At 60.8% G+C, this 25,576-nt stretch carries 26 protein-coding genes; 15 read left to right on the top strand and 11 right to left on the bottom strand.

What is annotated here, in order from left to right; all coding sequences use genetic code 11:
• The first annotated feature begins 36 nt into the window (after positions 1-36).
• The gene (locus ACYZTW_RS04220) at positions 37-804 is read left to right on the top strand and encodes a methyl-accepting chemotaxis protein (protein ID WP_462005698.1); all 768 of its coding nucleotides are present in this window, start codon (positions 37-39) and stop codon (positions 802-804) included.
• 220 nt (positions 805-1,024) lie between these two features.
• Here ACYZTW_RS04220 and ACYZTW_RS04215 read toward each other — a convergent pair whose 3' ends face one another.
• Complete coding sequence (locus ACYZTW_RS04215) at positions 1,025-1,816, bottom strand: AraC family transcriptional regulator (protein ID WP_192410053.1); 792 nt, start codon at positions 1,814-1,816, stop codon at positions 1,025-1,027.
• An 84-nt stretch (positions 1,817-1,900) separates the two neighbouring features.
• Between ACYZTW_RS04215 and ACYZTW_RS04210 the strand changes: the two genes are divergently transcribed.
• Positions 1,901-2,929 (top strand): bile acid:sodium symporter family protein, encoded by a 1,029-nt coding sequence (locus ACYZTW_RS04210; protein WP_462003866.1) that lies wholly within the window; start codon positions 1,901-1,903, stop codon positions 2,927-2,929.
• Here the strand turns inward: ACYZTW_RS04210 and ACYZTW_RS04205 are convergent.
• Positions 2,916-4,193, bottom strand: a complete 1,278-nt coding sequence (locus tag ACYZTW_RS04205) for an acetyl-CoA C-acetyltransferase (RefSeq protein ID WP_462003865.1) — start codon at positions 4,191-4,193, stop codon at positions 2,916-2,918. The genes ACYZTW_RS04210 and ACYZTW_RS04205 overlap by 14 nt on opposite strands.
• 250 nt (positions 4,194-4,443) lie before the next feature.
• On the opposite strand from ACYZTW_RS04205, the gene ACYZTW_RS04200 reads away from it, so the two are divergent.
• Together ACYZTW_RS04200 and ACYZTW_RS04195 are read left to right on the top strand one after the other, a co-directional pair.
• Entirely contained in the window at positions 4,444-5,796 is a 1,353-nt protein-coding gene (locus ACYZTW_RS04200; protein ID WP_462003864.1) for a 3-oxoacyl-ACP reductase, read from the top strand.
• A gap of 2 nt (positions 5,797-5,798) precedes the next feature.
• On the top strand, positions 5,799-6,653 hold the full coding sequence (locus tag ACYZTW_RS04195; protein ID WP_462003863.1) for a MaoC family dehydratase: 855 nt from the start codon (positions 5,799-5,801) through the stop codon (positions 6,651-6,653).
• 99 nt (positions 6,654-6,752) lie between these two features.
• Here ACYZTW_RS04195 and ACYZTW_RS04190 read toward each other — a convergent pair whose 3' ends face one another.
• Both ACYZTW_RS04190 and ACYZTW_RS04185 read right to left on the bottom strand, forming a co-directional pair.
• On the bottom strand, positions 6,753-7,166 hold the full coding sequence (locus ACYZTW_RS04190; protein ID WP_462003862.1) for a response regulator: 414 nt from the start codon (positions 7,164-7,166) through the stop codon (positions 6,753-6,755).
• Positions 7,167-7,250: 84 nt separating this feature from the next.
• Entirely contained in the window at positions 7,251-7,448 is a 198-nt protein-coding gene (locus tag ACYZTW_RS04185; RefSeq protein WP_462003861.1) for a Flp family type IVb pilin, read from the bottom strand.
• Between the two features lie 324 nt (positions 7,449-7,772).
• On the opposite strand from ACYZTW_RS04185, the gene cpaB reads away from it, so the two are divergent.
• Genes cpaB through ACYZTW_RS04145 form a run of 8 tightly spaced genes read left to right on the top strand, consistent with a single transcriptional unit; the run spans position 7,773 to position 15,272 of the window.
• Entirely contained in the window at positions 7,773-8,720 is a 948-nt protein-coding gene (gene cpaB / locus ACYZTW_RS04180; RefSeq protein WP_462003860.1) for a Flp pilus assembly protein CpaB, read from the top strand.
• 21 nt (positions 8,721-8,741) lie between these two features.
• A complete protein-coding gene (locus ACYZTW_RS04175; protein WP_462003859.1) occupies positions 8,742-10,013 on the top strand; it encodes a type II and III secretion system protein family protein in 1,272 nt (423 codons plus the stop codon).
• Positions 10,010-11,206, top strand: a complete 1,197-nt coding sequence (locus ACYZTW_RS04170) for an AAA family ATPase (protein WP_462003858.1) — start codon at positions 10,010-10,012, stop codon at positions 11,204-11,206. The genes ACYZTW_RS04175 and ACYZTW_RS04170 overlap by 4 nt, the downstream gene beginning before the upstream one ends.
• The gene (locus ACYZTW_RS04165) at positions 11,203-12,483 is read left to right on the top strand and encodes a CpaF family protein (protein WP_462003857.1); all 1,281 of its coding nucleotides are present in this window, start codon (positions 11,203-11,205) and stop codon (positions 12,481-12,483) included. Before ACYZTW_RS04170 ends, ACYZTW_RS04165 begins: the two co-directional genes overlap by 4 nt.
• Before the next feature lie 10 nt (positions 12,484-12,493).
• Positions 12,494-13,378 (top strand): type II secretion system F family protein, encoded by an 885-nt coding sequence (locus ACYZTW_RS04160; RefSeq protein ID WP_462005697.1) that lies wholly within the window; start codon positions 12,494-12,496, stop codon positions 13,376-13,378.
• A complete protein-coding gene (locus ACYZTW_RS04155; RefSeq protein WP_462003856.1) occupies positions 13,375-14,265 on the top strand; it encodes a type II secretion system F family protein in 891 nt (296 codons plus the stop codon). The genes ACYZTW_RS04160 and ACYZTW_RS04155 overlap by 4 nt, the downstream gene beginning before the upstream one ends.
• A 10-nt stretch (positions 14,266-14,275) precedes the next feature.
• Positions 14,276-14,983 carry a hypothetical protein gene (locus ACYZTW_RS04150; protein WP_462003855.1) on the top strand — a complete coding sequence of 236 codons (708 nt, stop codon included), beginning with the start codon at positions 14,276-14,278 and terminating at the stop codon, positions 14,981-14,983.
• A gap of 13 nt (positions 14,984-14,996) precedes the next feature.
• A complete protein-coding gene (locus tag ACYZTW_RS04145; RefSeq protein ID WP_462003854.1) occupies positions 14,997-15,272 on the top strand; it encodes a DUF3613 domain-containing protein in 276 nt (91 codons plus the stop codon).
• A gap of 363 nt (positions 15,273-15,635) precedes the next feature.
• On the opposite strand, the gene ACYZTW_RS04140 is transcribed toward ACYZTW_RS04145, so the two are convergent.
• Positions 15,636-16,418, bottom strand: a complete 783-nt coding sequence (locus ACYZTW_RS04140; RefSeq protein WP_462003853.1) for a response regulator — start codon at positions 16,416-16,418, stop codon at positions 15,636-15,638.
• Between the two features lie 379 nt (positions 16,419-16,797).
• Complete coding sequence (locus ACYZTW_RS04135; RefSeq protein WP_462003852.1) at positions 16,798-17,268, bottom strand: prepilin peptidase; 471 nt, start codon at positions 17,266-17,268, stop codon at positions 16,798-16,800.
• A gap of 75 nt (positions 17,269-17,343) precedes the next feature.
• On the opposite strand from ACYZTW_RS04135, the gene ACYZTW_RS04130 reads away from it, so the two are divergent.
• Complete coding sequence (locus ACYZTW_RS04130; protein ID WP_462003851.1) at positions 17,344-17,784, top strand: TadE/TadG family type IV pilus assembly protein; 441 nt, start codon at positions 17,344-17,346, stop codon at positions 17,782-17,784.
• Positions 17,781-20,534: a PAS domain-containing sensor histidine kinase gene (locus ACYZTW_RS04125; RefSeq protein WP_462003850.1), complete on the top strand. Its 2,754-nt coding sequence runs from the start codon at positions 17,781-17,783 to the stop codon at positions 20,532-20,534. Before ACYZTW_RS04130 ends, ACYZTW_RS04125 begins: the two co-directional genes overlap by 4 nt.
• On the opposite strand, the gene ACYZTW_RS04120 is transcribed toward ACYZTW_RS04125, so the two are convergent.
• From ACYZTW_RS04120 to ACYZTW_RS04100, 5 genes are all read right to left on the bottom strand, one after another.
• The gene (locus tag ACYZTW_RS04120; protein ID WP_462003849.1) at positions 20,504-22,486 is read right to left on the bottom strand and encodes a pilus assembly protein TadG-related protein; all 1,983 of its coding nucleotides are present in this window, start codon (positions 22,484-22,486) and stop codon (positions 20,504-20,506) included. The two genes, ACYZTW_RS04125 and ACYZTW_RS04120, sit on opposite strands and share 31 nt — an antisense overlap.
• A 216-nt stretch (positions 22,487-22,702) precedes the next feature.
• Entirely contained in the window at positions 22,703-23,260 is a 558-nt protein-coding gene (locus ACYZTW_RS04115; protein ID WP_462003848.1) for a DUF4136 domain-containing protein, read from the bottom strand.
• Between the two features lie 54 nt (positions 23,261-23,314).
• A complete protein-coding gene (locus tag ACYZTW_RS04110) occupies positions 23,315-23,929 on the bottom strand; it encodes a DUF4136 domain-containing protein (RefSeq protein WP_462003847.1) in 615 nt (204 codons plus the stop codon).
• A gap of 12 nt (positions 23,930-23,941) precedes the next feature.
• Positions 23,942-24,691, bottom strand: coding sequence for a methyltransferase (locus ACYZTW_RS04105; protein ID WP_129438807.1), 750 nt, complete (start codon positions 24,689-24,691; stop codon positions 23,942-23,944).
• Entirely contained in the window at positions 24,691-24,993 is a 303-nt protein-coding gene (locus ACYZTW_RS04100) for a MazG-like family protein (protein ID WP_462003846.1), read from the bottom strand. The genes ACYZTW_RS04105 and ACYZTW_RS04100 overlap by 1 nt, the downstream gene beginning before the upstream one ends.
• A gap of 195 nt (positions 24,994-25,188) precedes the next feature.
• Here ACYZTW_RS04100 and ACYZTW_RS04095 point away from each other — a divergent pair, with 195 nt between their 5' ends.
• The gene (locus ACYZTW_RS04095) at positions 25,189-25,482 is read left to right on the top strand and encodes a hypothetical protein (RefSeq protein WP_033059560.1); all 294 of its coding nucleotides are present in this window, start codon (positions 25,189-25,191) and stop codon (positions 25,480-25,482) included.
• The last annotated feature ends 94 nt before the right edge of the window (positions 25,483-25,576 follow it).

The following is a 25,576-nucleotide window of genomic DNA, read 5'->3' as shown; positions in this document are numbered from 1 at the left end:
GCGACCTCCAAAAGCTCGACCCAGGTCTCCAGTGACATGGCCGAAGCCGCCGGGCGTCAGCGTGAAGCGGTGGACATGGTCTCCACGGCGTTCCACGAAATGGTCGCCACCGCCAACGAAGTCGCGCGCTCTTGCAGCCAGGCGGCGGAATCGGCCGACAGCGGCCAGCGCCAGGCGCGAGAAGGTCAGCAGCAGATTGATGCAGCCGTGACCAGCGTTGATCGCTTGAGCCAGGAAATCGAACAGTCTGCCCAGTCGATGCAACAGCTTGAGCGCGATAGCAACGACATTCAGTCAATCCTCGGGACCATTCGCTCGATTGCCGAACAGACCAACCTGCTGGCGCTGAACGCTGCTATCGAAGCGGCGCGGGCCGGTGAACAGGGTCGTGGGTTTGCGGTAGTGGCTGATGAGGTGCGGGCACTGGCCAAACGCACGGCAGATTCCACGGCGGAAATCGACGGGTTGCTGGGCAACCTCGCCAAACGTACGAGCCAGGTAACCCAGCAGATGCATGCCAGCCTGGAAGTGTCTCAGCAGTCGGTGAGCCGCATCGGTGAAGCACGCAGCAGCTTCGGGCTGATTCGGGAGTCGGTGGACGTGATTCGCGACATGAACACCCAGATCGCTACCGCGGCGGAAGAACAGCATCAGGTGGCGGAAGACATCAATCGGCACATCAGCCAGATTCATGGTGATGCGCAGTTGGTGGCGGAACTGGCGAACTCGGCGCGACTGGATTCGCAGAGTCTGGCGGGGTTGTCGAATGAGCTGGATGGGTTGGTTCGGCGGTTCAGGACTTAAGATGTGGGGTGGTTTTAGATCCACCCCTCACCCTAACCCTCCCGAAACGTCGGACCGCCCCAAGGGGTAGAGGGGACTGACCGAGTTGCTCTTGGAGCTACATCGACCTGAAATTCCGAGTCGAACTCAGGTTTAGAAAACAATGAAGATCGGCTCCCTTTCCCCCTCTCCCCCGTGGGGAGAGGGATGGGCGGGCGGCGTTCCGATGAGGGGCTGGATCTCACTGCCGAAACAACTCCCCCGGCGTAAACCCAAACAACCCCTTAAACGCCGCAATAAACGCCGAAGTCGAGTCATACCCGCAAGACAGCGCCGCATTGGTCACGCTGTCCCCCTCCTCCAACAAACTCAACGACGACAGCAACCGCATCCGCTGGCGCCATCCTCGAAAGCTCAACCCGGTTTCCCGCTGGAACAACCGCATCAAGGTCTTCTCCGACGTCCCCAACCGCTCGGCCCACGCCTGCAAGGTCACGTTCCGCTCAGGGCTTTCGATCAGCTCGTTGCACAATCCCAGCAACCGTTCATGGCGCGGCAACGGCAGCGAGAAGCCGACCTCCGGCAGATGCGCCAACTGATCCAGCAGCACACTCACCAGCCGCGATTCCTGGCTGTCGCCCTGTGGATATTCAACCGGCAGCAAACAAAAACTCTTGATCAGCTCCCGGGCCAACGGCGTCACTTCCAGCACCCGGCAACGCCCGTCCGCCCATTCACAATCCTCGCGGCGCACATAGAGGCTGCGCATTTCGGCGCGCATAGAAGTCACCACCTGGTGTTCAAGATCCGCCGGAATCCAGATCCCCCACTGCGGCGGCGCAAAGAAACTGCCTTCGGCGGTGTGCACGCCGAGAACGCCGCTGATCGCGTAGGAAAACTGCACCCAATCGTGCCGATGCGGCGGCGTCCACGAACCGGCGTTGAGACTTTCCGCACGGGCATACAGCGGACGCGGCAGCGCCGTGAGCGTCGGAATCGTCCGTTCGAGGGAAAGTTGTCCGTTAGTCGGCATTGATTGGCCTTATGTCGCAAGACGGCTGATGGAGCCGACGTTAGGCTAAGTCACCCATTCTGACAAATGTATTCGGTGCCTGTTATGCATGCCTTTAAACACCTTAAACGCGTGGTCACCGACTGGTTCTTGTGTGGCATGTTGATCGCCACGCTGCTGGCGTATTTCTTCCCGACCTTCGGCGCCACCGGTGGCGGGATGCACGCTGAATACGTGATCAACATCGGCGTGTTCCTGGTGTTCTTCCTGCACGGCGTCAACCTGTCCAGCGAGCAGATCACTCACGGTCTGAAAAACTGGAAGCTGCACGTGATGGTTCAGGGTTTCACCTTCGCGGTGTTTCCGCTGATCTGGCTGCTGAGCGACACGCTGTTGGGTTCGCACATTCCGTCACTGCTGATGTTGGGTTTCCTGTACCTCTGCGCCCTGCCCTCGACCATCTCCTCGTCCGTGGCCCTGACCGGCAGCGCGGGCGGCAACGTACCGGCGGCGATTCTCAATGCGAGCCTGTCCAGCGTGCTGGGGATTTTCCTGACGCCGTTGCTGGTCAGTTTCGTGGTCGGCAGCGGCGCGGGCGGCATCGATCTGGGCGCCACCCTGCTCGACCTCTGCGCCATGTTGCTGTTGCCACTGGTGCTCGGCCAATGGGTTCGGCCGTTCCTCGGCAAGATCTTCGCCCGCCACAAGCGCTACACCAATATCGTCGACAAGCTGGTGATCTTGTTGCTGGTGTACGCGGCGTTCTGTAATTCGATGGTCTCGGGGATGTGGCAAAAGCAGGGCAACAGCGTGATCCTCACGGCACTGATCGGCAGTGCGATCCTGCTGGCGATCATCCTGTGGATGACCACCCGCACCGCTCGCGCGTTGAAATTCAGCCCGGCGGATGAAATCGCGGCGGTGTTTTGCGCCAGCAAAAAATCCCTGGCCGCCGGTGCGCCCATGGCGGCGCTGATCTTCGGCGCCAACCCGGGGCTTGGGCTGATTCTGTTGCCGATCATGATCTACCACCCGTTGCAGCTGATCGTCTGCTCGGTCATGGCCGAGAGTTACGCCAACCGCAATCGGCCGTTAGCCCAACAGCAACGCGCCGCCGTCCTCAGCGCTCAATAATCGCTGTCACACCCTGGCCACCGGCGGCGCAGATCGAGATCAAGCCTCGACCCTTGCCCGCCGCATCCAGCAACTTCGCCAAGTTGGCGACGATGCGCCCGCCGGTAGCCGCAAAGGGATGCCCGGCCGCCAGTGAACTGCCTTTGACGTTGAGGCGGCTGCGGTCGATGGAGCCCAGCGGCGCGTCGAGACCGAGACGAGTTTTGCAGTACTCCGGATCCTCCCAGGCCTTCAGCGTGCAGAGCACCTGCGCGGCGAAGGCCTCGTGGATTTCGTAGTAATCGAAGTCCTGCAAGGTCAGGCCATTGCGTGCCAGCAAACGCGGCACCGCGTACACCGGCGCCATCAACAGCCCTTCGGCACCGTTGACGAAATCCACCGCCGCCGTCTCGCCATCGCGCAAATAGGCAAGGATCGGCAGGCCACGCTCCTTGGCCCACTCTTCACTGCCCAGCAGCACCAGCGACGCGCCATCGGTGAGCGGCGTCGAGTTGCCCGCCGTCAGGGTGCCCTTGGTGCTTTTCTCGAACACCGGTTTGAGTGACGCGAGTTTTTCCAGGGTCAGGTCAGGGCGCAGGTTGTTGTCGCGGGTCAGGCCGAGGAACGGCGTCATCAAATCGTTGTGCCAGCCTTCAGTGTAGGACGCGGCCATTTTCTGGTGACTTTCCAACGCCAGCTGGTCCTGTTCGTCGCGCGGAATGTTCCAGGCCTGGGCCATCATCTCGCAGTGCTCGCCCATCGACAGGCCAGTGCGTGGCTCGCCGTTGCGAGGCAGTTCCGGGATCAAGTGACGGGGGCGTAGTTGCAGGAAGGCTTTCAGTTTCTCGGCGGTGGTTTTGGCGTGGTTGGCTTGCAGGAGGATTTTGCGCAGGCCTTCGTTGACGCCGATCGGCGCGTCGGAGGTGGTGTCGACGCCGCCGGCGATTCCGCATTCGATCTGGCCCAACGCGATTTTATTCGCCACCAGTAACGCAGCCTCCAGCCCGGTGCCGCACGCCTGCTGAATGTCGTAGGCCGGGGTGGTTGGCGACAGCCGCGAGCCGAGCACACATTCGCGGGTCAGGCTCATATCCCGGGAGTGCTTGAGCACCGCCCCCGCCACCACTTCGCCCATGCGCAAACCGTGCAGGTTGTAGCGTTCGATCAGGCCTTCGAGCGCGGCGGTGAGCATCGCCTGATTACTGGCGGTGGTGTACGGCCCGTTGGAACGGGCGAAGGGGATACGGTTACCACCCATAATCGCAACGCGACGCAGCTGAGTCATGAAAAGCTCCTGATGGAATATCCAATTTGAAAACCGCCCCCTGTAGGAGCTGAGCTTGCTCCGGGCGGCGCTCCGACGATAGCGGTGTGTCAGCTACATTGATGTCGACAGATACACCGCCATCGTCGGAGCGCCGCCCGGAGCAAGCTCAGCTCCTACAATAGCCAAGCGTAGGCCTTATCTCGTGGATCGAACGACTGATCGCCATTCGTGGTCCACACTTTGAACCCCAGCTGCTGGAGTGCGTTCCATGTCTGACCGCTATATCGACTTCGCCAATTCGTCCATCGGCCATCGTGTGGTCGGGGCCCTGGGTCTGCCGTCGCCGGTTCGGCTGGAGCGCTGGCAAGCTGGCCGGCTGCGGCCTGTCGAGGGGGCGCTGTTGTTAGGCGGTGGCCCGTTGACGGAGAAAATCGGCACCTTCGCCAACCGCCTGACCGACGCGATTTACAGCTACGGCACCGAGCCTTCACTGGCCACCGCGTGGATTCCCGGCCACGGCCCCAAACTCAAAGCCGTGGTGTTCGACGCCAGTGACCTGGTGCAGACCGATCAACTCAAACAGCTGCGCGAGTTCTTCCAGCCGCTGATAAAAAACCTCGATTACAGCGCGCACCTGGTGATCCTGGGTCGCGCGCCGGAAACCTTGAGCGATCCGTTCGCCGCCAGCGCCCAGCGAGCGGTGGAAGGTTTCAGCCGTTCGCTGGCCAAAGAACTGCGCAGCGGCGGCACCTTGCAGCTGATCCAGGTCGGCGAAGGGGCGGAGGATCAACTGGAAGGCCCACTCAGGTTTTTCCTCTCGCCCAAAAGTGCATTCGTTTCCGGGCAAGTGATTCGCTTGAACGCCTGCGACACGCAGGTGACGGACTGGACTCGTCCATTGTCTGGCCGTAAGGCGCTGGTCACCGGCGCGGCACGCGGCATCGGCGCCTCCATCGCCGAAACCCTGGCCCGCGATGGGGCCGAAGTGATCCTGCTCGACGTAGTACCGGCCAAGACTGACCTCGAAGCCCTCGCCGCACGCCTCGGCGGGCGCAGCATCACCCTGGACATTTGCGCCGAAGACGCCGCTGCGCAGTTGATCGAGCAACTGCCCGACGGCATCGACATCGTGGTGCATAACGCCGGCATCACCCGGGATAAAACCCTGGCCAACATGACCCCGGAATTCTGGGACGCGGTGCTGGCGGTCAACCTCAATGCACCGCAAGTGCTGACCAAGGCACTGCTCGACAGCGGCACCCTGCACGACAACGGCCGGGTGATCCTGCTGGCGTCCATCAGCGGCATCGCCGGCAATCGCGGGCAAACCAATTACGCAGCGAGCAAGGCCGGGCTGATCGGCCTGGCCCAGGCCTGGGCGCCGTTGCTGAATGAGCGCGGCATCAGCATCAATGCGGTAGCACCCGGTTTCATCGAAACCCAGATGACCGCGCATCTTCCGTTCGGCGTCCGTGAGGCCGGGCGGCGCATGAGCTCGCTGGGCCAGGGCGGCCTGCCGCAAGACGTCGCGGAAGCGGTGGCGTGGCTGGCTCAACCGGGCACCGGCGCGTTCACCGGGCAAGCGCTGCGAGTGTGCGGGCAAAGTGTTTTGGGGGCTTAAGCATGATCATCGATTGGCACACACTCAACCGCGAACCAAGCCTGTCGGGACTGTATGTGCGGGCTGCGACACGGCGCAAAATCACCGGCACCACCCTGCCAGAGTCGGGGTTGCGCTGTTGGATCAATGTCGACCCGACGCGCCTGGCGGCCTATCGCAAGGTCTGCGGTTTTGCCGACAACGGTTTGCTGCCGCCGACCTATCCACACATCCTCGCCTTCGCTTTGCAGATGCAATTGCTGACGGCCAAGGCGTTTCCGTTCCCGCTGCTGGGGTTGATTCACCTGAGCAACCGCATTCGCATCTTTCGCCCGATGGGCGGTGTAAATCGTGTGCGGGTCAGCGTGCAGGTGCAAAACCTTCAGCCCCATGAAAAGGGCGCGACGTTCGATCTGGTGACCACGCTGGACGATCAGTTGGGGGCGTTGTGGGAAGCTGAGAGCCAGATGCTGTGCCGGGGGGTCAAACTCGCAGGCGAGCCCGTCGATGATGTGTTGGCATCGACGCTGGAGATGTCGGAGGTGGCCCGCTGGAAAGCGCCGTCGAACATTGGGCGCCAGTACGCCAAAGTGTCCGGCGACTACAACCCGATTCACCTGAGTGCCGTCAGCGCCAAACTCTTCGGTTTCCCGACGGCCATCGCCCATGGATTGTGGAACAAGGCCCGCACCCTGGCGGCGCTTGCCGATCATCTGCCGGCGGCGAATGTCGAGATTGCGGTGCAATTTCGCAAACCGGTGCGATTGCCCAGTGAGGTGACATTACTGGCCAGTGCGGCAGGGTCGAGCGGGGATTTGCAGTTGGTGGGGGCGGGGGATCTTGAGCATATGGTGGGGCATTGGCGGCCGGTTGCCTGACCCGATCCGTTCCCGTGCTCTGCGTTCGGCTCTTGGGGTGCAGACCAGAGCGTGGGAACGATCAATTCACTGCCAGCTCGCGCCAGGGATTCGCCACCCTCACGGACTCACTAAATCCATGCGAGGCTGCGGAAACAAATTATTCAACGTCTCCAACAACCGCACGTGATAAATCGGCTTGCGAAACAGGTCGAGCACCTGCAACCGCAACATGTCACTAACATCCTCCATGTCCGCATGCCCCGACGTCACAATCACCGGCAAATGCTGGCGGGACGTATGCTCGCGCAACCGCTTGATCAACGACATGCCACTCTCCTCCGGCATCCGCAAATCAGTAATCACCAACGCAATATCAGGATGGCGCGTCAGATGTTGCAACGCGAGTTTGACCGAGGTGGCGGTAAAGCAATTGAAGCCCTCACCCTCCAGCAATTCCGCCAACTCCAGCAACGCATCCTCCTCATCATCGACCAGAAGAAGCTGTTGGCGTGGGAGCACGGGAGCGTTCATGGGCAACACCTGCAATGGACTAAGCGCTGACGTTAGAACCCCTTTGGCGCATTCGCAAGTTGCCGGCAAGAACTCGCCTCACCGTCATAGCGCGTTCAGGATACTGGTGAACGTGGTGGTGATCGCAGCAGAGATCGTCGTGCTGAAGGTGCCAATCACCACCGCAATCATGGCGGCAATGATCGCGTACTCAATACCCGAAGCACCCTCAGTATCCTTTGCCAGGCCCTTGAAAAAAAAGATGCGGGATTTGATCTTCTGAGCAAGTTTGGAAAAGGACATGATGTTTCTCCTGAAAGACGACGGGTGTTGCACGGCCGCAACATGATTCCCCTTTGCCAGCATCAGCATTGTCGGCATTCCCTATACCCACAACTGTAAGAACGAATTATCACTAAAGTATTAGTTGTTTCGTTGGCGCCAAAAAAGCCACGTTTTCGTCTTGGCTACTTACTTTCGCTACTTATTTTCAGGCCCGTAATGGCTTTTTGCTCTAGCTGAGCTACCGTCAAATAGCGAAATAGTTCCATGTTCATAGCTGCCTGATTGCGAAGTTGACTCGTTGGATGCGACGAAGTCTCAAGCGGCAGGAAAGGGAGAGCCGTCATGAACAGTCGTATCACTCTGGGCTTGGCCGGTTTGTTTCTGGTGGGCGCCATCATTGCCGGTTACTGGGGCCTCACGCTGAGCCGCCAACCCGTTCCCGAGCCTGCCGTGCAACCCGAGATCGTCACGCCTGCACCCATCGCTCAGACGCCTGTCCCCGTGGACGACCCCACCCGCCAACCGGTGGTGGTGCTGCTGCATGATGTGCCACCGTTCATGCCGATCAGCGCCGCCGACGTGACCGTGGAAAAACTTCGTACCGTCCCGGCCGGCAGCCTGAGCCGTCTCGATCAAGCGATTGGCCGAACGCCCTGGCGGGCCCTCAGCGCCGGCACCTGGCTCAATGATGAAAGCTTCGAAGCCGGCGGCAGACTGGCGCGGATGATTCGTCCCGATGAACGTGCCCTCGCCGTCGCGGTGGATGAAGTCATCAATGCCGGTGGGCAACTGACACCGGGGGACTATGTCGATGTGCTGCTGTTTCTGCGCACGGACAACAACAACCTTCAGCCGTCGGCTCAACTGGTGGTGCCGGCCTTGCGGGTGCTCGGGGTGGGCGAACAGATGGGGTTGACCAATGACGGCCAACCCGCAAGCCCGGCCCGCAGCTTCGAAGAAAAACTCAGGCAGGAACAAACGCGCACCAACGCCCACAGCGTCTTGCTTGCCGTCCCCGAACAACTACTGAGTCGGTTGATGCTCGCGGCCCAGGCCGGCGTGTTGCGCCTGGCCGTACGCAGCGCCGATGAAAAACGTCTGGCCCGTTACTGGGCCGGCGAAAGCGATTCATCGGCCAACCTTGCCAGTGCCAACCGCGAGTTGATCCAGTTCAGCCAACTGGCCATGACGCCTCCACCCAAACCTGTCGTCACCCACGGCGGCACAGCACCGCGCAAGTCGAGCGTGGAAGTCATCCGCGGCATCGAAATTACCCAACAAACCCCCTGAATCGAGCAAGGACGCATCTAAATGCGCAGACATTGCATGCCCCTGTTTCAAGGCCTGCTCTGGGTTTCTTTACTGAGCGGTGTGCCGCTCAGCGTAACGTTCGCAGCCGTCGGCAATTGTGCCGCGCTGGGTTCGTTGCCTGCGGTGCTGGAAGTCGGTGAAGGGCTGCAACAGGAGGTGCAATCGCCGGTGGCGATCACTCGGGTGGCGGTGGGTGACCCGAAAATCGCCGACGTGCGAGTCAACGCCAATCAAGCTTTTTTGCTGACCGGGATGGCCCCCGGCGCTACCAGCCTGATGGTCTGGACCGCCTGCGCCAGTGCTCCGCGCCAGAGCATGGTGTTCGTTCAGGGCAAGGCCACCGCGGCGATGACCACCGCGACACGGTTACCCTCTGATGACCCACTGCTACCGTCGCAAGTACAGACCGACATTCGTTTCGTCGAAGTCAGCCGGACCAAACTGAAAGAGGCCGGCACGTCGATTTTCGGCAAGGGCTCGAACAACTTCCTCTTCGGCGCACCCGGTACGGTGCCCAACACGGCCGTGACGCCGGGCGTGGTGCCGCTGCACAACATTGATCCCCGGATCGCGGTGCCCAGCATCCCGTTGCTCAACGACAGTTTCAACATTGTCTGGGGCGGTGGCAGCAGCAAATTCCTCGGTATCGTCAACGCCCTGGAAGGCAGCGGCTTCGCCTACACCCTGGCACGGCCGAGCCTGGTGGCCCTCAGCGGGCAGAGCGCAAGCTTCCTGGCCGGGGGTGAAATTCCGATCCCGGTGCCCAGCGCCAACAGCAACAGCTACTCCATCGAATACAAGGAATTCGGCATCCGCCTGACGCTCACACCGACCGTGGTCAGCCACGACCGCATCACCCTCAAAGTGGCGCCGGAGGTCAGCGAACTCGACTTCAACAATGGCGTGACCATCGGCGGCACCACCGTCCCGGCGTTCACCATTCGCCGCACCGACACCAGCATTTCGCTGGCCGATGGCGAGAGTTTCGTCATCAGCGGTTTGATCAGCACTCACAACAGTTCGCAAGTCAGCAAGTTTCCAGGCCTGGGCGATATCCCGATTCTCGGTGCGTTTTTTCGCACCTCATCGGTCAACCGCGAAGAGCGTGAGTTGCTGATGATCGTCACGCCGCACCTGGTCCAACCGTTGGCTGCCAACGCACAATTGCCGTCGTTGCCGGGTGAAAAGCTGCGCAACTATGACCCGAACTGGTATCGCCTGTACTTCCTCGAAAACGGCAACTTCGATAAACGCAGCGGATTATCGCAATGAGCCAGAGCCAGAACCTGAGCCAGACCTTCCTCGCGATCACGCGCAACAGCACCGACCTTGAATGGCTGCAAGGCGCCCTCGCCCCGTTGGGCCAAGTGGTCAGCGCCGGCAGTGGCAGCCTCGACGAATTACTGGCGCTGGTGGACGTGACCTGCGCCAGCCTGGTGTTCGTCGGCCTGGACCGCGAACACGTGGTGGCCCAAAGCGCACTGATCGAAGGTGCCCTGGAAGCCAAACCGATGCTGGCGATCGTCGCGCTGGGCGATGGCATGGACAACCAACTCGTGCTCAATGCCATGCGCGCCGGTGCACGGGATTTCGTGGCTTATGGTTCGCGTTCCAGTGAAGTCGCGGGGTTGGTGCGACGGCTGGGCAAACGCCTGCCGCCCGTGGCCCCGAACACCCAACTGGGTAGCCTGACGGTGCTCTACGGTGTGCAGATCAACGCCGACGGCGCGCTGCTCGCCACGCACATGGCGCAAGTGGTGCACAAGAGCGGACAGCAAACGCTGTTGCTGGACCTGGGCCTGCCGCGCGGTGACAGCCTGGCCTTGCTCGGGCTGGAGAGTTCGTTCCACTTCGGCGATGCACTCCGGCACTTGCGGCGCCTCGACGCGACGCTGATCGACAGCGCGTTCACCCACTGCGCCGCCGGGTTGCGGATCCTCGCCTACGCCAGCCACGATGAGCCGCTGGAACACACCAGCACCGCCGAGTTGTACATGTTGCTCAGCGCCCTGCGCCAACACTTCCAGCACATCGTGGTGAACCTGACAGGCCAGCCGGACAGCGAAGCGCTACGCACCTTCGTCACCCATTGCGACAAGTTGCTGTGGTACACCGATCAGAACGTACTCGACTGCCGTCGCAACCTCGCAGTCCTCAACCTGTGGCGTGAAAAAGGCATGAAGCTCGACCACGCCAGGCTGTTGGTGGACCGCTACCTGCGCAACGTCGCACCGGACGCCGACACCCTGAGCAAAAGCTTCGGCATGGAGATCATCGCGACCCTCGTCTACAGCCCGGAAGTGCGGCTTAACGCCAAAAACCAAGGTGTCACTCTTTTTCAGCTGGCCCCCCGCGAAGGCCTGACTCAAAGCCTGCGCGCCCTCGGCGATCAGTTGGCCAAGCGCTCCGAGGGCCTGGCCAAGCCCAAGTCTGGCTGGTTCAACCGGTTGAGGGGTGCGCAATGAGCGGTGAAAAACTCTTCGGCGCCCCTGTGCGCACAACCAGCGGCAACACCGATAACGAAGGTCTGAAACTGGTGCTGCACCGCTACATCATCGACGCCATCGAGGAGTCCGGCAAAAACCTGCTGGAGGGTTCACGGCAGGTGCTCTCACAGTTCGTCATCGACAAGGTTGCCGAGTACATCGCCCGTCTGCACCTGGCGATTTCCCGCTATGAAATGGAGCGTCTGGCCGAAGAAATCGTCGACGAACTCACCGGTTTCGGCCCCTTGGAAGTGCTGCTGCGGGACCCGGCGGTGACGGAGATTCTGGTCAACGGCCCACACCGGGTGTTCATTGAACGCGACGGCGTACTGCATCAAAGCGACCTGCGCTTCATCGATGCACATCACGTCGAACGGGTGATGCAACGGATCCTCGCGCCCCTTGGCCGACGGCTCGATGAGTCGTCGCCGATGGTCGACGCACGACTGCCCGACGGTAGCCGGGTCAACGCGATCATTCCACCGATTGCGCTCGATGGCCCCTGCCTGTCGATACGTAAATTTCGCAAGGACATGCTCAAAAGCTCGGACCTGATGGCGATGCAAACCATCGATCAGGCGATCTTCGACTTCATTCAGGAGGCCGTGGGCAAGCGCTGCAACATCCTGATCAGCGGCGGCACCGGCACCGGCAAGACCACGCTGCTGAACATTCTCAGCCAGTTGATCAACCCTCACGAGCGAATCGTCACCATCGAAGACGTCGCCGAACTGCAATTGGGCCACCCTCACGTGGTGCGTCTGGAAACCCGACCGCCGAATGCCGAAGGCCACGGCGAAGTGAAGGCCAGTGACCTGATTCGCAACGCCTTGCGGATGCGCCCGGACCGAATCATCCTCGGCGAGATTCGTGGCGTCGAAGTGCTGGACGTACTCACCGCCATGAACACCGGCCACGACGGTTCCATGAGTACCGTGCACGCCAACAACGCCCAGGATGCGCTGTTGCGCCTGGAGACATTGGTGGGCCTGACGGGCCGCATCATCGCCGAACGTACCTTGCGGCAAATGGTCTGCGCCGCACTGGACGTCGTGATCCAGCTGACGCGCATGCCCGACGGCCGCCGCTGCGTCAGCGAAGTGGTGGAGGTGATCGGCTTGCGTGATGACGTGTATGTCACCAACACGTTGTTCCGGCTCGACCGGCGCAGCGGTTTCGGATTCATGCGTGAGGCGGTCAACCCCGCCGGCGACAAACTGCGCCGTGAGTTGGCGCTCTCTCCCTCTGCGTACTGAAGGCCACGGCATGCTCAAACCGGTGCTGCTCATCCTCGTTTGCCTGGCCCTGCTCGGACTGTCGATCCGCCTGTTTTATCGCGGTTTGCGCCAGACCGGCACCGAACGGGTGCTGGGACGCCTGACCCAGGGGCAACCGCAGCCGGCGCTGACGAAAACCTCCTGGGTCGGTCTGGATCGGGCCTTTCTGCGGGCCGGCCTTGGGCGTCCCTCCGAGCATCTGGGGGGGTGGCTGCTGCTGTGGGCCTTTGGCATCTTGCTCGGATTGGCTACCGGTGGCTGGCTCGGCTTGCTGGCTCTGTTACTGCTGCCGCCGTTGATTCTGCGTCTGTATGTCAATTGGCGTTATCAGCGCCGACTCCAGCGCATGATCGAACAACTGCCACAAATGCTCGATCACACCGTGCGCAGTCTGAAGTCCGGGCGCACCCTGGCCGATGCGGTGCTGGGCGCCATCGACGCCGCTGAAGACCCGCTGAAAAATGCCATGGGGCGGGTTCAGCGCAACGTACAGTTGGGGGTCAGCCTGCCGGATGCCGCGGCTGACCTCGCCGAGCTGTATGAGAAAGACGAACTTCGCCTGTTCGCGCTCGGTTTGAAGGTCAATCACCGCTATGGCGGCAATGCCAGCGAATTACTGGAAAACCTGATCAAGATGATCCGTGAGCGCGAGCAGGCTGCGCGCCAGCTCAGGGCCATGACCGGTGAAACCCGGGTGACCGCGTGGGTCCTGGGCTGTTTGCCGATTTGCCTGGCCGGCTATTTCCTCGCGACCAACCCTCATTACTTGCTCGCCATGTGGCACGACCCTTCGGGGCAAATCATGCTCGCGTCCGCGTTCGGCTTGCAGGTGGTCGGCAGCCTGGCGCTCTGGCACATGTTGCGCAGCGTATGAAAGTGCCGTTGCTGATCTGCGCATTGCTGTTTCTGGGGGCAACGTTGTTGCTGCTCAGCGGTTTGCTGGAACACCGTCGGCGGGTTCGCCAGGTGGCGCAACGACTCGACGGCAAACTGGCGAGCGACAACCGGGTGGATCAGTGGCTGCAGGTGCTGGGCAGCAGCCGGATCGGTCAGCGCTCGGTCAACCTGGATAACGAAACCCAGGCATTGCTTAACCGTCTCGGCTGGCGCAGCGCCCGGCGACGCTCACTGTTCGCGGCGTTCCAGGTAGGCGCTCCGGTGCTGGCGCTGGCCCTGAGCTTGCTGATCCAGGGCGTGTTCTTCCCTCACACAGACAACCACTGGATGGCCCCGGTGTTCGCCACTGGCATCGGCTATCTATTGCCCAAACGGTTGCTGGCCGCTGCCGCGCAGCATCGGCAGAAACAACTGGCGACCGAGATTTCTACCTTCATTCCGCTACTGCGCATCCTGTTCGAATCGGGCATGGCGGTGGAGCAGTCGCTGCGAGTGTTGAGCAATGAAGGCAAACAATTATTGCCGGCCCTGACCCATGAATTGCGTCTGGTATTGGCCCGGGTCGATTCCGGCCTGGAACTGGGTGAAGAACTGAACAAAGCCACCCGATTGCTGGCCGTCGACGAGTTCACCGACACCTGCGTCATCCTGCAGCAGTTGATCCATCAGGGGGGCGGTGCGATGAAATCCCTGCTAACCCTCAAGCAATTGCTCGATGACCGGCGCCTGACGCGCTTGCAGGAATACATCTCCAAGCTGTCCGCCAAAATGTCCGTCGTGATGATGCTGTTTCTCTTCCCGGCGTTATTGATCGTACTGGCCGGCCCGGGCTTCACTGCCCTGTCCCATGCCTTTGGTTCTTAGAGGGATCGTTATGAAAGCAATAATTGCCGGTTTGAGTCTGCTGTTATTAGGCGGTTGCGCGAGCAACGGTGCGTCCTGGAGCGCCCTGACCAACCCGGCCAGTTGCGGCAAGCTGACCTCTGAGGAACAACTGTCGCTGAACCTCGCCGATGACATGGCCAATGACGGCAAACTGCACGCCAGCCTCGCCAACCTGCAAAGCCTGCCCGACAACCTGGCCGACGTGCGCCTGCGCAAGGCCAAGGTCTATCGACTGCTGGGCCGCAGCGAAGCCGAGCCGTTGTACCGCAGCCTGCTCGGCAGTTGCCTGGCCGCCGAAGCCGAACACGGCCTGGGCCAACTCGCCGCCGCCAAGGGCGACAACGGCCTAGCACAAGCCCACTTGCAACGGGCCGCACGGCTAGCACCGACCGACGAGAAAATCCGCAACGACCTGGGCGTGGTGTACCTCAATCAATTACGCGTCGAGGATGCGCGCTTTGAATTCCTGACGGCCATGGAACTCAAGCAAAGCGATCAACTGGCAGCGTTGAATCTGGTGACGCTGCTGATCTATCAGGACGACTGGAGCCGCGCGGCCGAACTCGTCAGCCGTCTTGGCCTGAGCCCCGCCCAAGTCACCGAAGCCCAGGCCCGCGCGCAAAGACTCAAGACACCGAGCAAGTCCGGCCCGACCGCCGTAAACCAGGTCGCCGTCGCCACACCGACGCTTCAATAAGGAGAGGCTTTTGATGAAACCGACCATCCTCTGCTGCCTCGGCCTGCTGGCCCTGCCCCTCACCACTCACGCCATTGACCCCGGCCCCGCCTCGGCCCAACAACAGGAAACCGAAGGCTGGCTGCAACTGCAAAGCAGCAACAAGGCGGCGTCCCAAAAACCGCAAACCTCAACCGCGACCGAGCGCGAGCTGAGCATGCAGCGCTGGTTGAAAAGCTATCAGCATGAGATCCCGGAGTACTTTGATCAGTATGAGAGCGGGAAGGTGGACGGTGGGACGGGGGGGTAGTCTTGTTCCGGGAATTGGACGCTGGGGGCTAGCGTTTTTTTGGCTGACTTTTTTCGGGCCGGCATTCCGGGTAATGCCAGTCAGTTAAGCAATTTCAGCCACGACACTCTTTGTAGCAGCTGCGTTGTGGCGAGGGGATTTATCCCCGTTCGGCGGCGAAGCCGTCGTAATCCATTGGACGCGGTGTGGCTGGAAAAACAGGGGCCGCTTCGCAGCCCAACGGGGATAAATCCCCTCGCCACAACGCAGCTGCTACAGATCGCGTTACGGCTTAACTGACTGGCATTAAGCATTCCGGGCGCTTGTAAAAAAAGTGAGTCGCCGGTCGTTACCGCAGGAATGGATAGGCACACCCACAAAAACCTAATGCGCAGTCACCTGATGACGCAATCCAGAATGACTGGGCGACAAAGCCAGCGCCAACTGCGTCCGATTATGCATATGCGTCAACCGCAAAACCTGCGACACATAAAGCTTCACCGTGTTCTCGGTAATCCCCAACTCACAGGCAATTTGATAATTCGTCTGCCCCTTCCCCACCAACCGCGCCACATCCAACTGCCTTGGTGACAGCGGACCGAAAATCGCCGGAATCTCAACCCGACCCACAGCACTGACATCGTCATCGGGGGAAACCGACAACCGCGGCCCACGCCGAACCTTATCCAGATCCTGATACAGAACATCGATCGACTCGGCAAGATACTGCAGCTTCTGATCCAAATGCCCTAGCTGCAGACTCTTCTGCCGTTCTTGCAAAACCACTGTCTGACGCGCAATCCCTTCGAGCAACTCATCCAGATTAATCGGCTTCTGGTAGTAATCGGCAAACCCGGCCCGCAACGCCTTGATCACATCCTGTTTGTCCGCACGCCCAGTGAGCATGATCGCTTCAAACACACGGTGTTTGCCGGATAACCGTTGCAGCTCCTGAACCAGTTGAATCCCGTCCAGACCGGGCATGTGCAAATCGCAAAGCACCAGGCCGATCGCTTCGTCTTCATTGAAACGCTCGACTGCCTGCTTGCCAGTCTCGCAAGGAACGCAACGGTAACCGCTGCCTTCAAGAAACTCACAGAGCTCTGCGGCAATAAACGGCAGGTTGTCGACCACAAGGATTTTTACTGCCGAAGAAAGCTTGTTCACGTGCGACTCCCTGCGAGGTCAAAGTTGACCGTTCCTCTAGGGGGCGTTCTCAATTAGTTTTCCCGCCGCGTTGTCGCCTTAAAGCGGGCCAGGCAAGGCGCAGGCCGCCGGGAATGGTTGTTCCCTTTCCAAGGCCTGCAACGCAGCCTGGCCCGCTTTAAGGCACAACCCGAAGGGCCGGGCCTGCTGTTGTGCAGGGCTGCGTTGCTCGAAGCTTATTTGGAACGACCAAACCACGCTTCTCGCGCCTTGCCCTGCACAACAGCAGACCCGGCGCGGTGGGGAAACTAATTGAGAACGCCCCCTAGTGACAGCCACAGGCTGTACAACTACTGAATTGAAAGTAGACGTACTTTCCTACTCTGTATAGAACAGGCGACTAGTGAAACCAGGCGAGTGTGAGCAACAGGCCCACCAATACGAAGGGCGCAAAGGGCTGTTTCTTTGACATTCCAGGCCCCAGATATCGAAGACGATTTCTAAGCCCTTGACCCATATGAAGCCAGACTCTTGGCGCCAACAGCAGCCACAGCACACTGGCCAATCCGGCACCGATGAACACGCCGAGCAGGTGCATGCCGTCCGTCGCCAGCCCCAGGCCGGTCATCAGTTTCACATCGCCTGCGCCCAAGCGTTTCAGCGCATAACCGGGCAAGGTAAAGGCCAACGCCAGCAAAAAAGCCCAGCCGCCCTGCACCGCCTCGGCCCCCAGCCAGGTAGTGCCCGTCCACAGGAGATACGCCAGCGCCAACACCCCTGCGCCAAGGGTCAGGCCATTGGCGATGTGCCGTTCTCGAGCATCCTGTGCTGCGCATAGCGTCAGCCAGATCAGTAGGACAAAGCTCTGCATTCGGTAAAAAGCGTCCGTTTTGGCTGAATGATTCTATGCTGATATCACGTAGTGAATGTCAGGGTAGACGCAGTCATGAAAACAGGCCTCCCCCGTAAGCAAAAAGGCGCTGTAGCGATTGAATTCGCGTTGGTGTTCCTCATCTTTTTCGCGGTGTTTTATGGAGTTGTCACTTACAGCTTGCCGCTGTTGCTGATGCAATCGTTCAACCAGTCGACCGCCGAAGCGGTGCGCCGGAGCGTGGCGCTGGATCCGAGCACCCCCGGATACGACACCGCGGTAAAAACCGTTGCCACGACAGAACTGAGCCGACAGCTGGCCTGGATTCCTGCCGCACTGAATTTCAATGTCGCCACCGACGCCAGCGCCACCTACGTGGGCGGGGTGTTGAAGGTCAGCGTCAACTACCCCACCAGCAAACTGCAGCAGGTCATCCCGTTTCTGAACGTGCCGGGGATTGGCCAGGTGCCCAATCTGCCGGCAAACCTCACCGCCAGTTCGAGCCTGCAATTTTGAGTTCCGCAGACAAACTCTTCGGGCGTCTGCTCAACCGCCATCCGCCTCAGCCACTGGACACGCCCGACACCCTGAGCGTGCAAAGTGTCGGTTTGCAGGTGCATCTGGATGCCGACGGTCGAGTGATTCACCTGACCGGCCCGCTGCGGCATGCGCTGGCCCAGCAGACGCCTGCGGCGCAAGCACCGCACCTACTCGATTTCCTCATGCCCCACAGCTGCCTCGCCGTTGAAGGCTCGCCCGTCGACTGGCAGGGACAGTGTCTGGACCTGGACTTTTACAGCCTCAACGGACAACCCCTGCAGCTGCGCGGCTGGGTCCAGCCGTTGGCCGACGCCTGGCTGTTGCAGTTGCTGGACATCGGCGACTTGTTGCTAGAACGTCGACAATCACGCAGCCGTGAGCAATGCCAATTACTTGCAGCGCAGATCGGCGAACAGTTGTGCCGGTGCAACCTGACGCGCCTGCCCGAGGTGTTGGCGGAACAACTGCAAGGCCTGGCCCAGCGTTTCCACATGCCATGCATTGCGGTGGCGTTGCTCGATGAACAGGAAGAAGGCTGGCAGATACACCAGCAATACGCGGCCTTCGATGCCCCCCAGCTGTGGCAAAACGCTCAGCGCCTGGGCACGGGGCTCGACAGTCTGAGCGGCTCTGCGCCGCATCGCCTGACGCCCGCTGAACATCCCCGTTTGCAAGGCACCTTCGGTAATGCCGAAGGGTTCGCGGTGCCCTATCACGATGCTCAGGGTGTGGCCGCCTGGTTGCTGTGTGGCTTTTATCCGGTGCAGCAACATGCACCCGACATGAATGATCGCGACTGGTTGCAACTCACCGCCGCGCTGGCAGGCCCGCTGCTTGAGCGCTTGCGCGAGCACCGGCACCATCTGCAACTGGAACGGCTGGAGTCGCTGCAAGCCTTGCTCGGCACCGGATGGTGGGAGGTGTTCAGCGACAGTCGCGAGGTGCAATTGGCGCCGTCGTTGGCCAGTCACCTGAACCTTGCGAGCGCTCGTTTGCCGCTGCACGACTGGCTTGATCGGGTGCACCCCGCCGACCGGGAAGAGCTGAGCAGTCGTCTGCAAGCCTTGCAAGACGACGGCATTCCTCTGCTGCTATGCGTGCGTTTGGCACAAACGCCGAACTGGTATCGTCTGCAAGGCCAGGTCCTGGGCATCGGTAAAAGCCGACGGCTGGTGGGCTTCATGCTCGACATCAGCGACATCAAAAACCAGGAGCAAAACGCCGCGGCGGCCCATGCCCGACTGGACAACCTGATCGCCAGCTCACCGGCGGTGATCTACGTGCAGCGCTATGACGAAGGTGCGCTGCAACCGACGTTTTTCAGTGACAGCCTACTGCCGCTGCTCGGCTGGACACTGGCTGATTGCGCGGCGGGAGCCTTGGTTGAAAGGGTACACCCAGAGGACCGCGATCGGTACTTCGAACGCACCCGACATTTGCTGCGTGAAGGTTCGGTGCGCGCCCGCTATCGGCTGCGCGACAGTCGCGGCGATTACCACTGGCTACTCGATGAAGCCAAGCTACTGCGCGACGACCTTGGCTTGCCGGTGGAAGCCGTCGGCCTGTGGCTGGACGTCACCGAAGCAACCCTGGCCGCCGAACAGGTGAAGCAGAGTGAAGAACGTTACCGGATCCTCGTGGAAGACTCTCCGGCGATGATCTGCCGCTACCGCCCGGACCTGACCCTGACCTTCGGCAACCGCCCGCTGGCGACTTACCTGGAGTGCCAGCCCGAGCAACTGCCCGGGGTGAGTCTGGGCAGCTGGATGTCGCAGGAACAGCGCGAAGCGTTTCTCCAGCGGCTCAGCCAACTCAGCCCGGAATTCCCGGTCAGCACCGCGGAAATCAACCTGCAACTACCGGGGCGGGAACATGCCTGGTGGGTGTGGTCGGATCGCGGAGTGTTCGATGAGCACGGCCATTTGCTGGAGATTCAGGCCGTGGGGCGCGACAACACCGAGGTCCGCCGCGCCCAACAACAGCTCACCCAAAGTGCAAAAATGGCCACCCTCGGTGAAATGGCCACAGGACTGGCCCATGAAATCAATCAGCCGTTGAATGTGATGCGCATGGCCATCGTCAACGTGCTCAAGCGTCTGAACAACGGCGATGCGCAGATCGACTACCTGACCGACAAGCTCAACCGCATCGATGCACAGGTCCAGCGCGCCGCGCGGGTGGTGGATCACATGCGGGTGTTTGGCCGCCGCTCGGAGATCGAGCAACATCCGTTTAATCCTGCGCAAGCCATCGAAGGCACGCTGTCGCTGCTGGCTGAAGGGATGCGCGGCAAAGGGGTCGATCTGCGGGTTGGCGAGACCGGGTTTGACGTGCAAGTGCGCGGTTACGTCGATCAACTCGAACAGGTGTTGATCAATCTGATGGTCAACGCTCGGGATGCGTTGCTTGGCAAACGCGAGGCCGACCGCGAGTTCAAGCCGTGGATTTCGGTGTACGCCGAACGTGATGCGCATTCGGTGCGGCTGTGGGTCGAGGACAACGGCGGCGGTATCGATCCGCGGTTGCTGGAGCGAATTTTCGAGCCGTTCTTCACCACCAAACCAGTGGGTGTCGGCACCGGGCTCGGGTTGTCGGTGAGTTACGGCATCGTCGAGAACATGGGCGGAAAACTGAGCGTTAGAAACTCGGTCGAGGGCGCACGGTTTTGTATCGAACTGCCGATTGCCGCCGACGATCAGATTGCCAGCGTCGCTCGTCCTGAGTGACAACTGAGGTTGGCGCCGACATCGACCTTGTTCAGATCGATTCCCAGACTGAGCAGCAGTGTGTTGATCAAGGTGTCGAGTAACGGGCTGAGCACGCTGTTGATCGCGTTGACCAGCAAAGTGGTGACACCGCTGAGGATCGCCCCCAGACCACCGACCAGACTGCCCGTCGGGCCGTACATGTCGACCTTGATATTGGTCGGCGTGTCAGTAAGGCTGCTGACGATATTGCTGGTGGAATAGGAATAGTAGAACGGTGGCTGGTTGATCTCCGGCAGGCTGGTGGCCGGCGGTGCGGAATAGACGTGTGGCATGTTGGCGTTCTGTGCCACGGTGGTGTCGGCCATGATATCGATGCCGCCGCCAACGCCTGGAATTCGCGGGTCGCAACTGACGGGAAAGATCAGGAACCGGCGACAGGTTTTCACCCCGATATCGATCACCTTCAACGGCTGTACCACCACGGTGGGCGGCGTGATGTTGTCGCCGAAAGCCGTGTTCGGATCGATCTTGCCGATTTTGAGCTTCACCAGTGAAGTGCTGGTATGGGTGGTCAGGGATTTGTTGGTGGCGCTGACGCAGCTGTAGGCGGTGACGTAACTGTTGGCGCTCGCGACGTCCAGTGCGACATCGAGGCTTACGGTACTGGAAAGCGGCACGATCGAGGGTGTTTCACAAGCCGCCCCCAGCGCGCAGGTCAGTGAGTCAATGACACCGACCAGATTAAGATGCAGCAAGGCGTTCAGGGTATTGGTCAACGGCCCGGCAAGATCAGCCGCCGCCTCGAGCAAGGGTTGAATCGCACTCAGAATGGGCAAGTCGATCGACAGCAATGTACGAACCTGAGCGGTTTTCACATAGATCCGGTTGGGCCCCAAAGGCGCGAGCGCGGCGTTTTTCGGATTGCCGATGGCCGAGAGCTGTGGCGGCTCCAGTATCTGCACCCGAGCGGTGATTTGCGCCAGCCCCGCGAGGTTGATCGGCAGGGTCGCCACCAGGCCGTTTTTCTTGTTGGCCAGTTGCACGACCGCTTCGATCAGGTCGAACACTTTCAGGTTGGTCGCCAGCGCCGTCACGTTGCTGCCAGCCTCGACATGCAGCAGGTTGCCGAGTACGACAGTGGTTGCACCTGCCGCGACCTTCAGCGATTGAAGACTCGCAATGGTTGCGGTCGCGCCGAGTGTGCCGCCGGGGTCCAGCACATTGACGGCCGTCTGGATCAGCTGGCTGACGGCAATCGTATTGCCCAATACCTGGTCATACCCGGCAGCGCCGAGGTTAAGGTCGACCTTCAATCGATCGAGGTAGCCGAGCAGGCTGATGTTGGTGTTCACCAGTCCGTTCCAACCCGCCGCATTGATGTTCAGGTTGCCCCCGAGCAAACCACCGAACAGTGCGTTGAGCGTGGCCGACTTGCTGGTGTCGACGCTCAGCGTCGTGCTGCGCAGGGTCAGCGAAGCCTGCGGTGGCGGTAATGCGGCGACAGCGCTGGCCGTCATGTTGATGGTCGCTGCGCGTGGAGCGCCACCGAACAGGGCGCCGACACCGCCGGCGAAACTCTGCAGAACCGAATGGCTGGCGATCACCCGAATGGCTTCGCTCTTGCTCGGGTCGGCGCCAAATACTCGAAGGTTATTGGCATCCAGGGTCAAGGCGCCGCAAGCGACCAGCAGATTGTGATTGGGGTCAGGAAGCGTGAAGCCGTTACGGTTTGCGCTGGCGGTGGCATAGACGGTGGCGGTGTTGCCGGCGGCGCAATCCCCCCCTCGGGTGGACGCTTCAAGTGCGGCCATGTCCGCTACGCGCTGCAGGTCGCGTTTTTTCAGGTACAAACGACCGCTGTCGACCACGACCAGCAAGAACATCAGGGCCATGCCCAATGTCAGCGCCGCCATCAAACCGATCGCCCCCCGTTGCCGGGACGGGCTGCGAAACTGCAAACGGGGAGACATCGCGCACTCCTTTGCCGGTGCACAACCGAGGGCTACCTCCATGGGTGAACAGCAGTGTAGACAAGACTTGGCCGGACTGCTGGCAACATGCCATTGCAGACAAGAAAAACCCTGTAGGAGCAGAGCTTGCTCGCGAATGCGGTCTGTCAGTCACCTCTTTTCTGGATGTGACGCCGCCTTCGCGAGCAAGCTCGGCTCCTACAGGGTTGATCGTGTTTAGTGCGGTGGGTAGTTGGCGAGAATTCGCCCGACCGTTTCACGTATTGCAGTGCTGCGATCCGACGGGTTCGGTGTGCGGCTGAGCATCTGCTCGTCACTGCCGCGCCACACCAGTTTGCCGTCCTTGCCATCAAGCAGGTCGATCTGGATGGTGGCGACCTTGTAGGTGACATTGCGGGTTTCGTTGTACATCGGCCCGCCCCAGTAGCCGTTCCATGGATTACCCCAAGCGCCGCCGTAGTTGGTGGTCACTTGTTGCTGGCGCTGTTCGACGATCAGATAGGTTTGCACGCTCAAATCGCCCTTTTGGCCACCGGCAGCCGGACGCAGGCCGCGCTGATCCAACTGATCGGTCACCGATTGGCGGATGCGTTGTTCAGTCAGGTCGCTCTTGATCCGTGGGTCATCGGGGCGATACTGCAGGGCGGGTTCTTTCCAGCTCCAGCTGCGATAGGCGGCAAAGTCGCGACTGGCATCGAAGTCATGATTGACCTGGTTGGCGGCGCAGGCACTGAGCAGCGCGGCCACAGCCAGTAAAGCGAGACGGCGGAACATGATATTTCTCCGGTTGAAGACATGAACCTGCGCAATGCTTCTTAACGACAGAAGCTAACTAGGAGGATACGCCGACATGGCCTTTTCTACAGCCGCCCGTATCGCGTCGGCTCGCTCGCTCTGACTGCCTCGGTTGCTGGTTTCGGCGCTGGCACTCCATACCGGTTGACCGCTTTGAGCGTCAAACAAATCAACCCGCACCACCACGACCTGTTCCTGATAAGTCCGCACGACCGGCACGGTGTTGTACATGCCGTAACCGCTGCCGTAGCGGTTGTAACCGCCATAACCGCCGCCGTAATAACCATAGTCGTCCTGAACCTGACGCAAGCGGGTTTCCAGGTGCAGGTCGGCGCTGACAAACAGGTCGGCCGGGCGGTTATCGTGCAGCGGGCGCAAGCCACGTTGATCGAGAGCATTGCTGACGGCTTCAGCGACCTGCGCCGAATCCGCCCAGGCGTTGCCCGGCGGCAGCTGCCCGTTGAGCCAGGCCCAGCTGCGGTAGCGCCCGTAGTCGCGCGGCGGTGCCGGGTAGGCGCTGCGGTCAAAGGTGTTGGCCGCCTGAGGCGGCGCGGGTGGCAAGGGGTTGGATGACGCCACATAAGGGTTGGTGCCCTGGCAGGCCGCCAACCCGAGACAAATCACCAATAAGCCCGAACGACTGTTCATTTCGCGCTCCGATCAGACCGGCCGACAGATCCAGTGCAAGTAGCGCCCAAGCCCGGCAAAGCTTGGGTGACGACGGTGGGCCAGTTCCATTTCCAGCAAGTCCACCAGTTCGGCGCGGGCCTGGAATTCCACCGGCATGTAATCGTGAAAAACCCGCACCCCACTCTGGGTTTCGACCTGCCACAGGCCTTCAAGTTGCGCCGCCAGTTCGCGGGGATCAAGTGGCTGCTGCGGGGTCAGGCTCTGTTTCTCGCCGGCCATGTCGTTCTTGCGCATCTTGCGGAAATGGCCTTTGAGCAGGTTGCGATAGATCAACGCATCGCGGTTGTAGAAGGCCAGGGACAACCAACCATCCTGCTTGGTCAATTGATGCAGCACCGGCAGGATCGCATGCGGTTCGGCCAGCCATTCCAGCACCGCATGGCACAGCACCAGGTCATAGGGCTCGGTGAGTTGGCCGAGCAGATCCTGCCACGGGGCCTGAATGAACGTCGCTGTTTGCCCGGCGTCGGCAAAGCGCTGGCGGGCGCCTTCGAGCATCGGCTCGGCGGGCTCGGCCAGCGTGACCTCATGACCACGCTGGGCCAGCCACAACGACATGTGGCCCAGGCCGGCGCCGATGTCCAGTACGCGCAACGGCCGGTCCGGCAAGGTTTCGGCCAGGTCGGCCTGAAGCACCGCCAGACGGATCGCGCCTTTGGCACCGCCGTAGATTTTTTCGGCGAATCGGGTCGCCAGTTGATCGAAATGACGGTCGCTCATCAGCTGAACCTCCGTTCACTGTCCGCGAGTTTACTGCGCACGACTTCATTCATGTCCAACCCCAACTCGCTGCACAGCAGCAGTAGATAGAGCACGATGTCGCCGATTTCCTGCCCGGCATGGGCGAGTGTGTCCGCCGACAACTGGCGCGACTGGTCTTCAGTCAGCCACTGGAAAATCTCCACCAGCTCGGACATTTCCACGCTCGCGGCCATGGCCAGGTTTTTCGGGCTGTGAAATTGCCGCCAGTCATTGCGGTCACGGATGGCGTGCAGGCGTTCGGTCAGTTCAACAAGGTTCATCGGGCTCTCCTGAAGGCGTATAGCTTCGGGGGGATGACGGGGGAAGGCAAGCGTCTCGGTGCGGCGCGGATCTTTGCACCATAATCAAAAGATCGCAGCCTGCGGCAGCTCCTACGGGAACTCGGTACCCTGCTCGATAGCCCAAGGCTCAAGTCCGGCAACCACGCCACCACATTCATCAAGGACGCTCACGACATGCAGGTAGAAAGTTTTTTCGAATGGCTCGGCCAGGCACTCGGTTCGGTTATCCGTTTCATCGTTGACGGCCTCAGTGGCTTGTTCAATCTGTTGAGCCACGCCGGCAGCAACTTTGTCGAAGGGCTGTCCCGTGCGTTAGGCATGGACGCGTCAATCATCAGCATCATCGCGCTGATTTTGGGGTTGATGCTGTTGTGGTCGGCGATTCGGGCGTTCATGAATGCGTCGATCATCATGGGGATTATCTGGTTGCTGCTGGGGTTGTGGTTGTTGAGCTGGATAATCCACTAGCAACCTGATCCCCCTGTGGGAGCGAGCCTGCTCGCGAAGGCGGCCGCCCGGTCGACATTGATGTCGCCTGACACTCCGCCATCGCGAGCAGGCT

It is taken from the genome of Pseudomonas sp. LB3P25, assembly GCF_054897985.1.
This window is presented reverse-complemented; position numbering and strand designations above follow the sequence as displayed.

What these genes read in the sequence shown, in the direction of transcription:
- ACYZTW_RS04155 (WP_462003856.1), top strand. Translation starts at nt 13,375, where the DNA reads ATGAAAGTGCCGTTGCTGATCTGCGCATTGCTGTTTCTGGGGGCAACG.
- ACYZTW_RS04210 (WP_462003866.1), top strand. Translation starts at nt 1,901, where the DNA reads ATGCATGCCTTTAAACACCTTAAACGCGTGGTCACCGACTGGTTCTTG.
- ACYZTW_RS04100 (WP_462003846.1), bottom strand. Translation starts at nt 24,993, where the DNA reads ATGAACCTTGTTGAACTGACCGAACGCCTGCACGCCATCCGTGACCGC.
- ACYZTW_RS04095 (WP_033059560.1), top strand. Translation starts at nt 25,189, where the DNA reads ATGCAGGTAGAAAGTTTTTTCGAATGGCTCGGCCAGGCACTCGGTTCG.
- ACYZTW_RS04135 (WP_462003852.1), bottom strand. Translation starts at nt 17,268, where the DNA reads ATGCAGAGCTTTGTCCTACTGATCTGGCTGACGCTATGCGCAGCACAG.
- ACYZTW_RS04185 (WP_462003861.1), bottom strand. Translation starts at nt 7,448, where the DNA reads ATGTCCTTTTCCAAACTTGCTCAGAAGATCAAATCCCGCATCTTTTTT.
- ACYZTW_RS04200 (WP_462003864.1), top strand. Translation starts at nt 4,444, where the DNA reads ATGTCTGACCGCTATATCGACTTCGCCAATTCGTCCATCGGCCATCGT.
- ACYZTW_RS04120 (WP_462003849.1), bottom strand. Translation starts at nt 22,486, where the DNA reads ATGTCTCCCCGTTTGCAGTTTCGCAGCCCGTCCCGGCAACGGGGGGCG.
- ACYZTW_RS04165 (WP_462003857.1), top strand. Translation starts at nt 11,203, where the DNA reads ATGAGCGGTGAAAAACTCTTCGGCGCCCCTGTGCGCACAACCAGCGGC.
- ACYZTW_RS04205 (WP_462003865.1), bottom strand. Translation starts at nt 4,193, where the DNA reads ATGACTCAGCTGCGTCGCGTTGCGATTATGGGTGGTAACCGTATCCCC.
- ACYZTW_RS04105 (WP_129438807.1), bottom strand. Translation starts at nt 24,691, where the DNA reads ATGAGCGACCGTCATTTCGATCAACTGGCGACCCGATTCGCCGAAAAA.
- ACYZTW_RS04195 (WP_462003863.1), top strand. Translation starts at nt 5,799, where the DNA reads ATGATCATCGATTGGCACACACTCAACCGCGAACCAAGCCTGTCGGGA.
- ACYZTW_RS04175 (WP_462003859.1), top strand. Translation starts at nt 8,742, where the DNA reads ATGCGCAGACATTGCATGCCCCTGTTTCAAGGCCTGCTCTGGGTTTCT.
- ACYZTW_RS04220 (WP_462005698.1), top strand. Translation starts at nt 37, where the DNA reads ATGGCCGAAGCCGCCGGGCGTCAGCGTGAAGCGGTGGACATGGTCTCC.
- ACYZTW_RS04215 (WP_192410053.1), bottom strand. Translation starts at nt 1,816, where the DNA reads ATGCCGACTAACGGACAACTTTCCCTCGAACGGACGATTCCGACGCTC.
- ACYZTW_RS04190 (WP_462003862.1), bottom strand. Translation starts at nt 7,166, where the DNA reads ATGAACGCTCCCGTGCTCCCACGCCAACAGCTTCTTCTGGTCGATGAT.
- ACYZTW_RS04160 (WP_462005697.1), top strand. Translation starts at nt 12,494, where the DNA reads ATGCTCAAACCGGTGCTGCTCATCCTCGTTTGCCTGGCCCTGCTCGGA.
- ACYZTW_RS04170 (WP_462003858.1), top strand. Translation starts at nt 10,010, where the DNA reads ATGAGCCAGAGCCAGAACCTGAGCCAGACCTTCCTCGCGATCACGCGC.
- ACYZTW_RS04110 (WP_462003847.1), bottom strand. Translation starts at nt 23,929, where the DNA reads ATGAACAGTCGTTCGGGCTTATTGGTGATTTGTCTCGGGTTGGCGGCC.
- ACYZTW_RS04115 (WP_462003848.1), bottom strand. Translation starts at nt 23,260, where the DNA reads ATGTTCCGCCGTCTCGCTTTACTGGCTGTGGCCGCGCTGCTCAGTGCC.
- ACYZTW_RS04145 (WP_462003854.1), top strand. Translation starts at nt 14,997, where the DNA reads ATGAAACCGACCATCCTCTGCTGCCTCGGCCTGCTGGCCCTGCCCCTC.
- ACYZTW_RS04150 (WP_462003855.1), top strand. Translation starts at nt 14,276, where the DNA reads ATGAAAGCAATAATTGCCGGTTTGAGTCTGCTGTTATTAGGCGGTTGC.
- cpaB (WP_462003860.1), top strand. Translation starts at nt 7,773, where the DNA reads ATGAACAGTCGTATCACTCTGGGCTTGGCCGGTTTGTTTCTGGTGGGC.
- ACYZTW_RS04130 (WP_462003851.1), top strand. Translation starts at nt 17,344, where the DNA reads ATGAAAACAGGCCTCCCCCGTAAGCAAAAAGGCGCTGTAGCGATTGAA.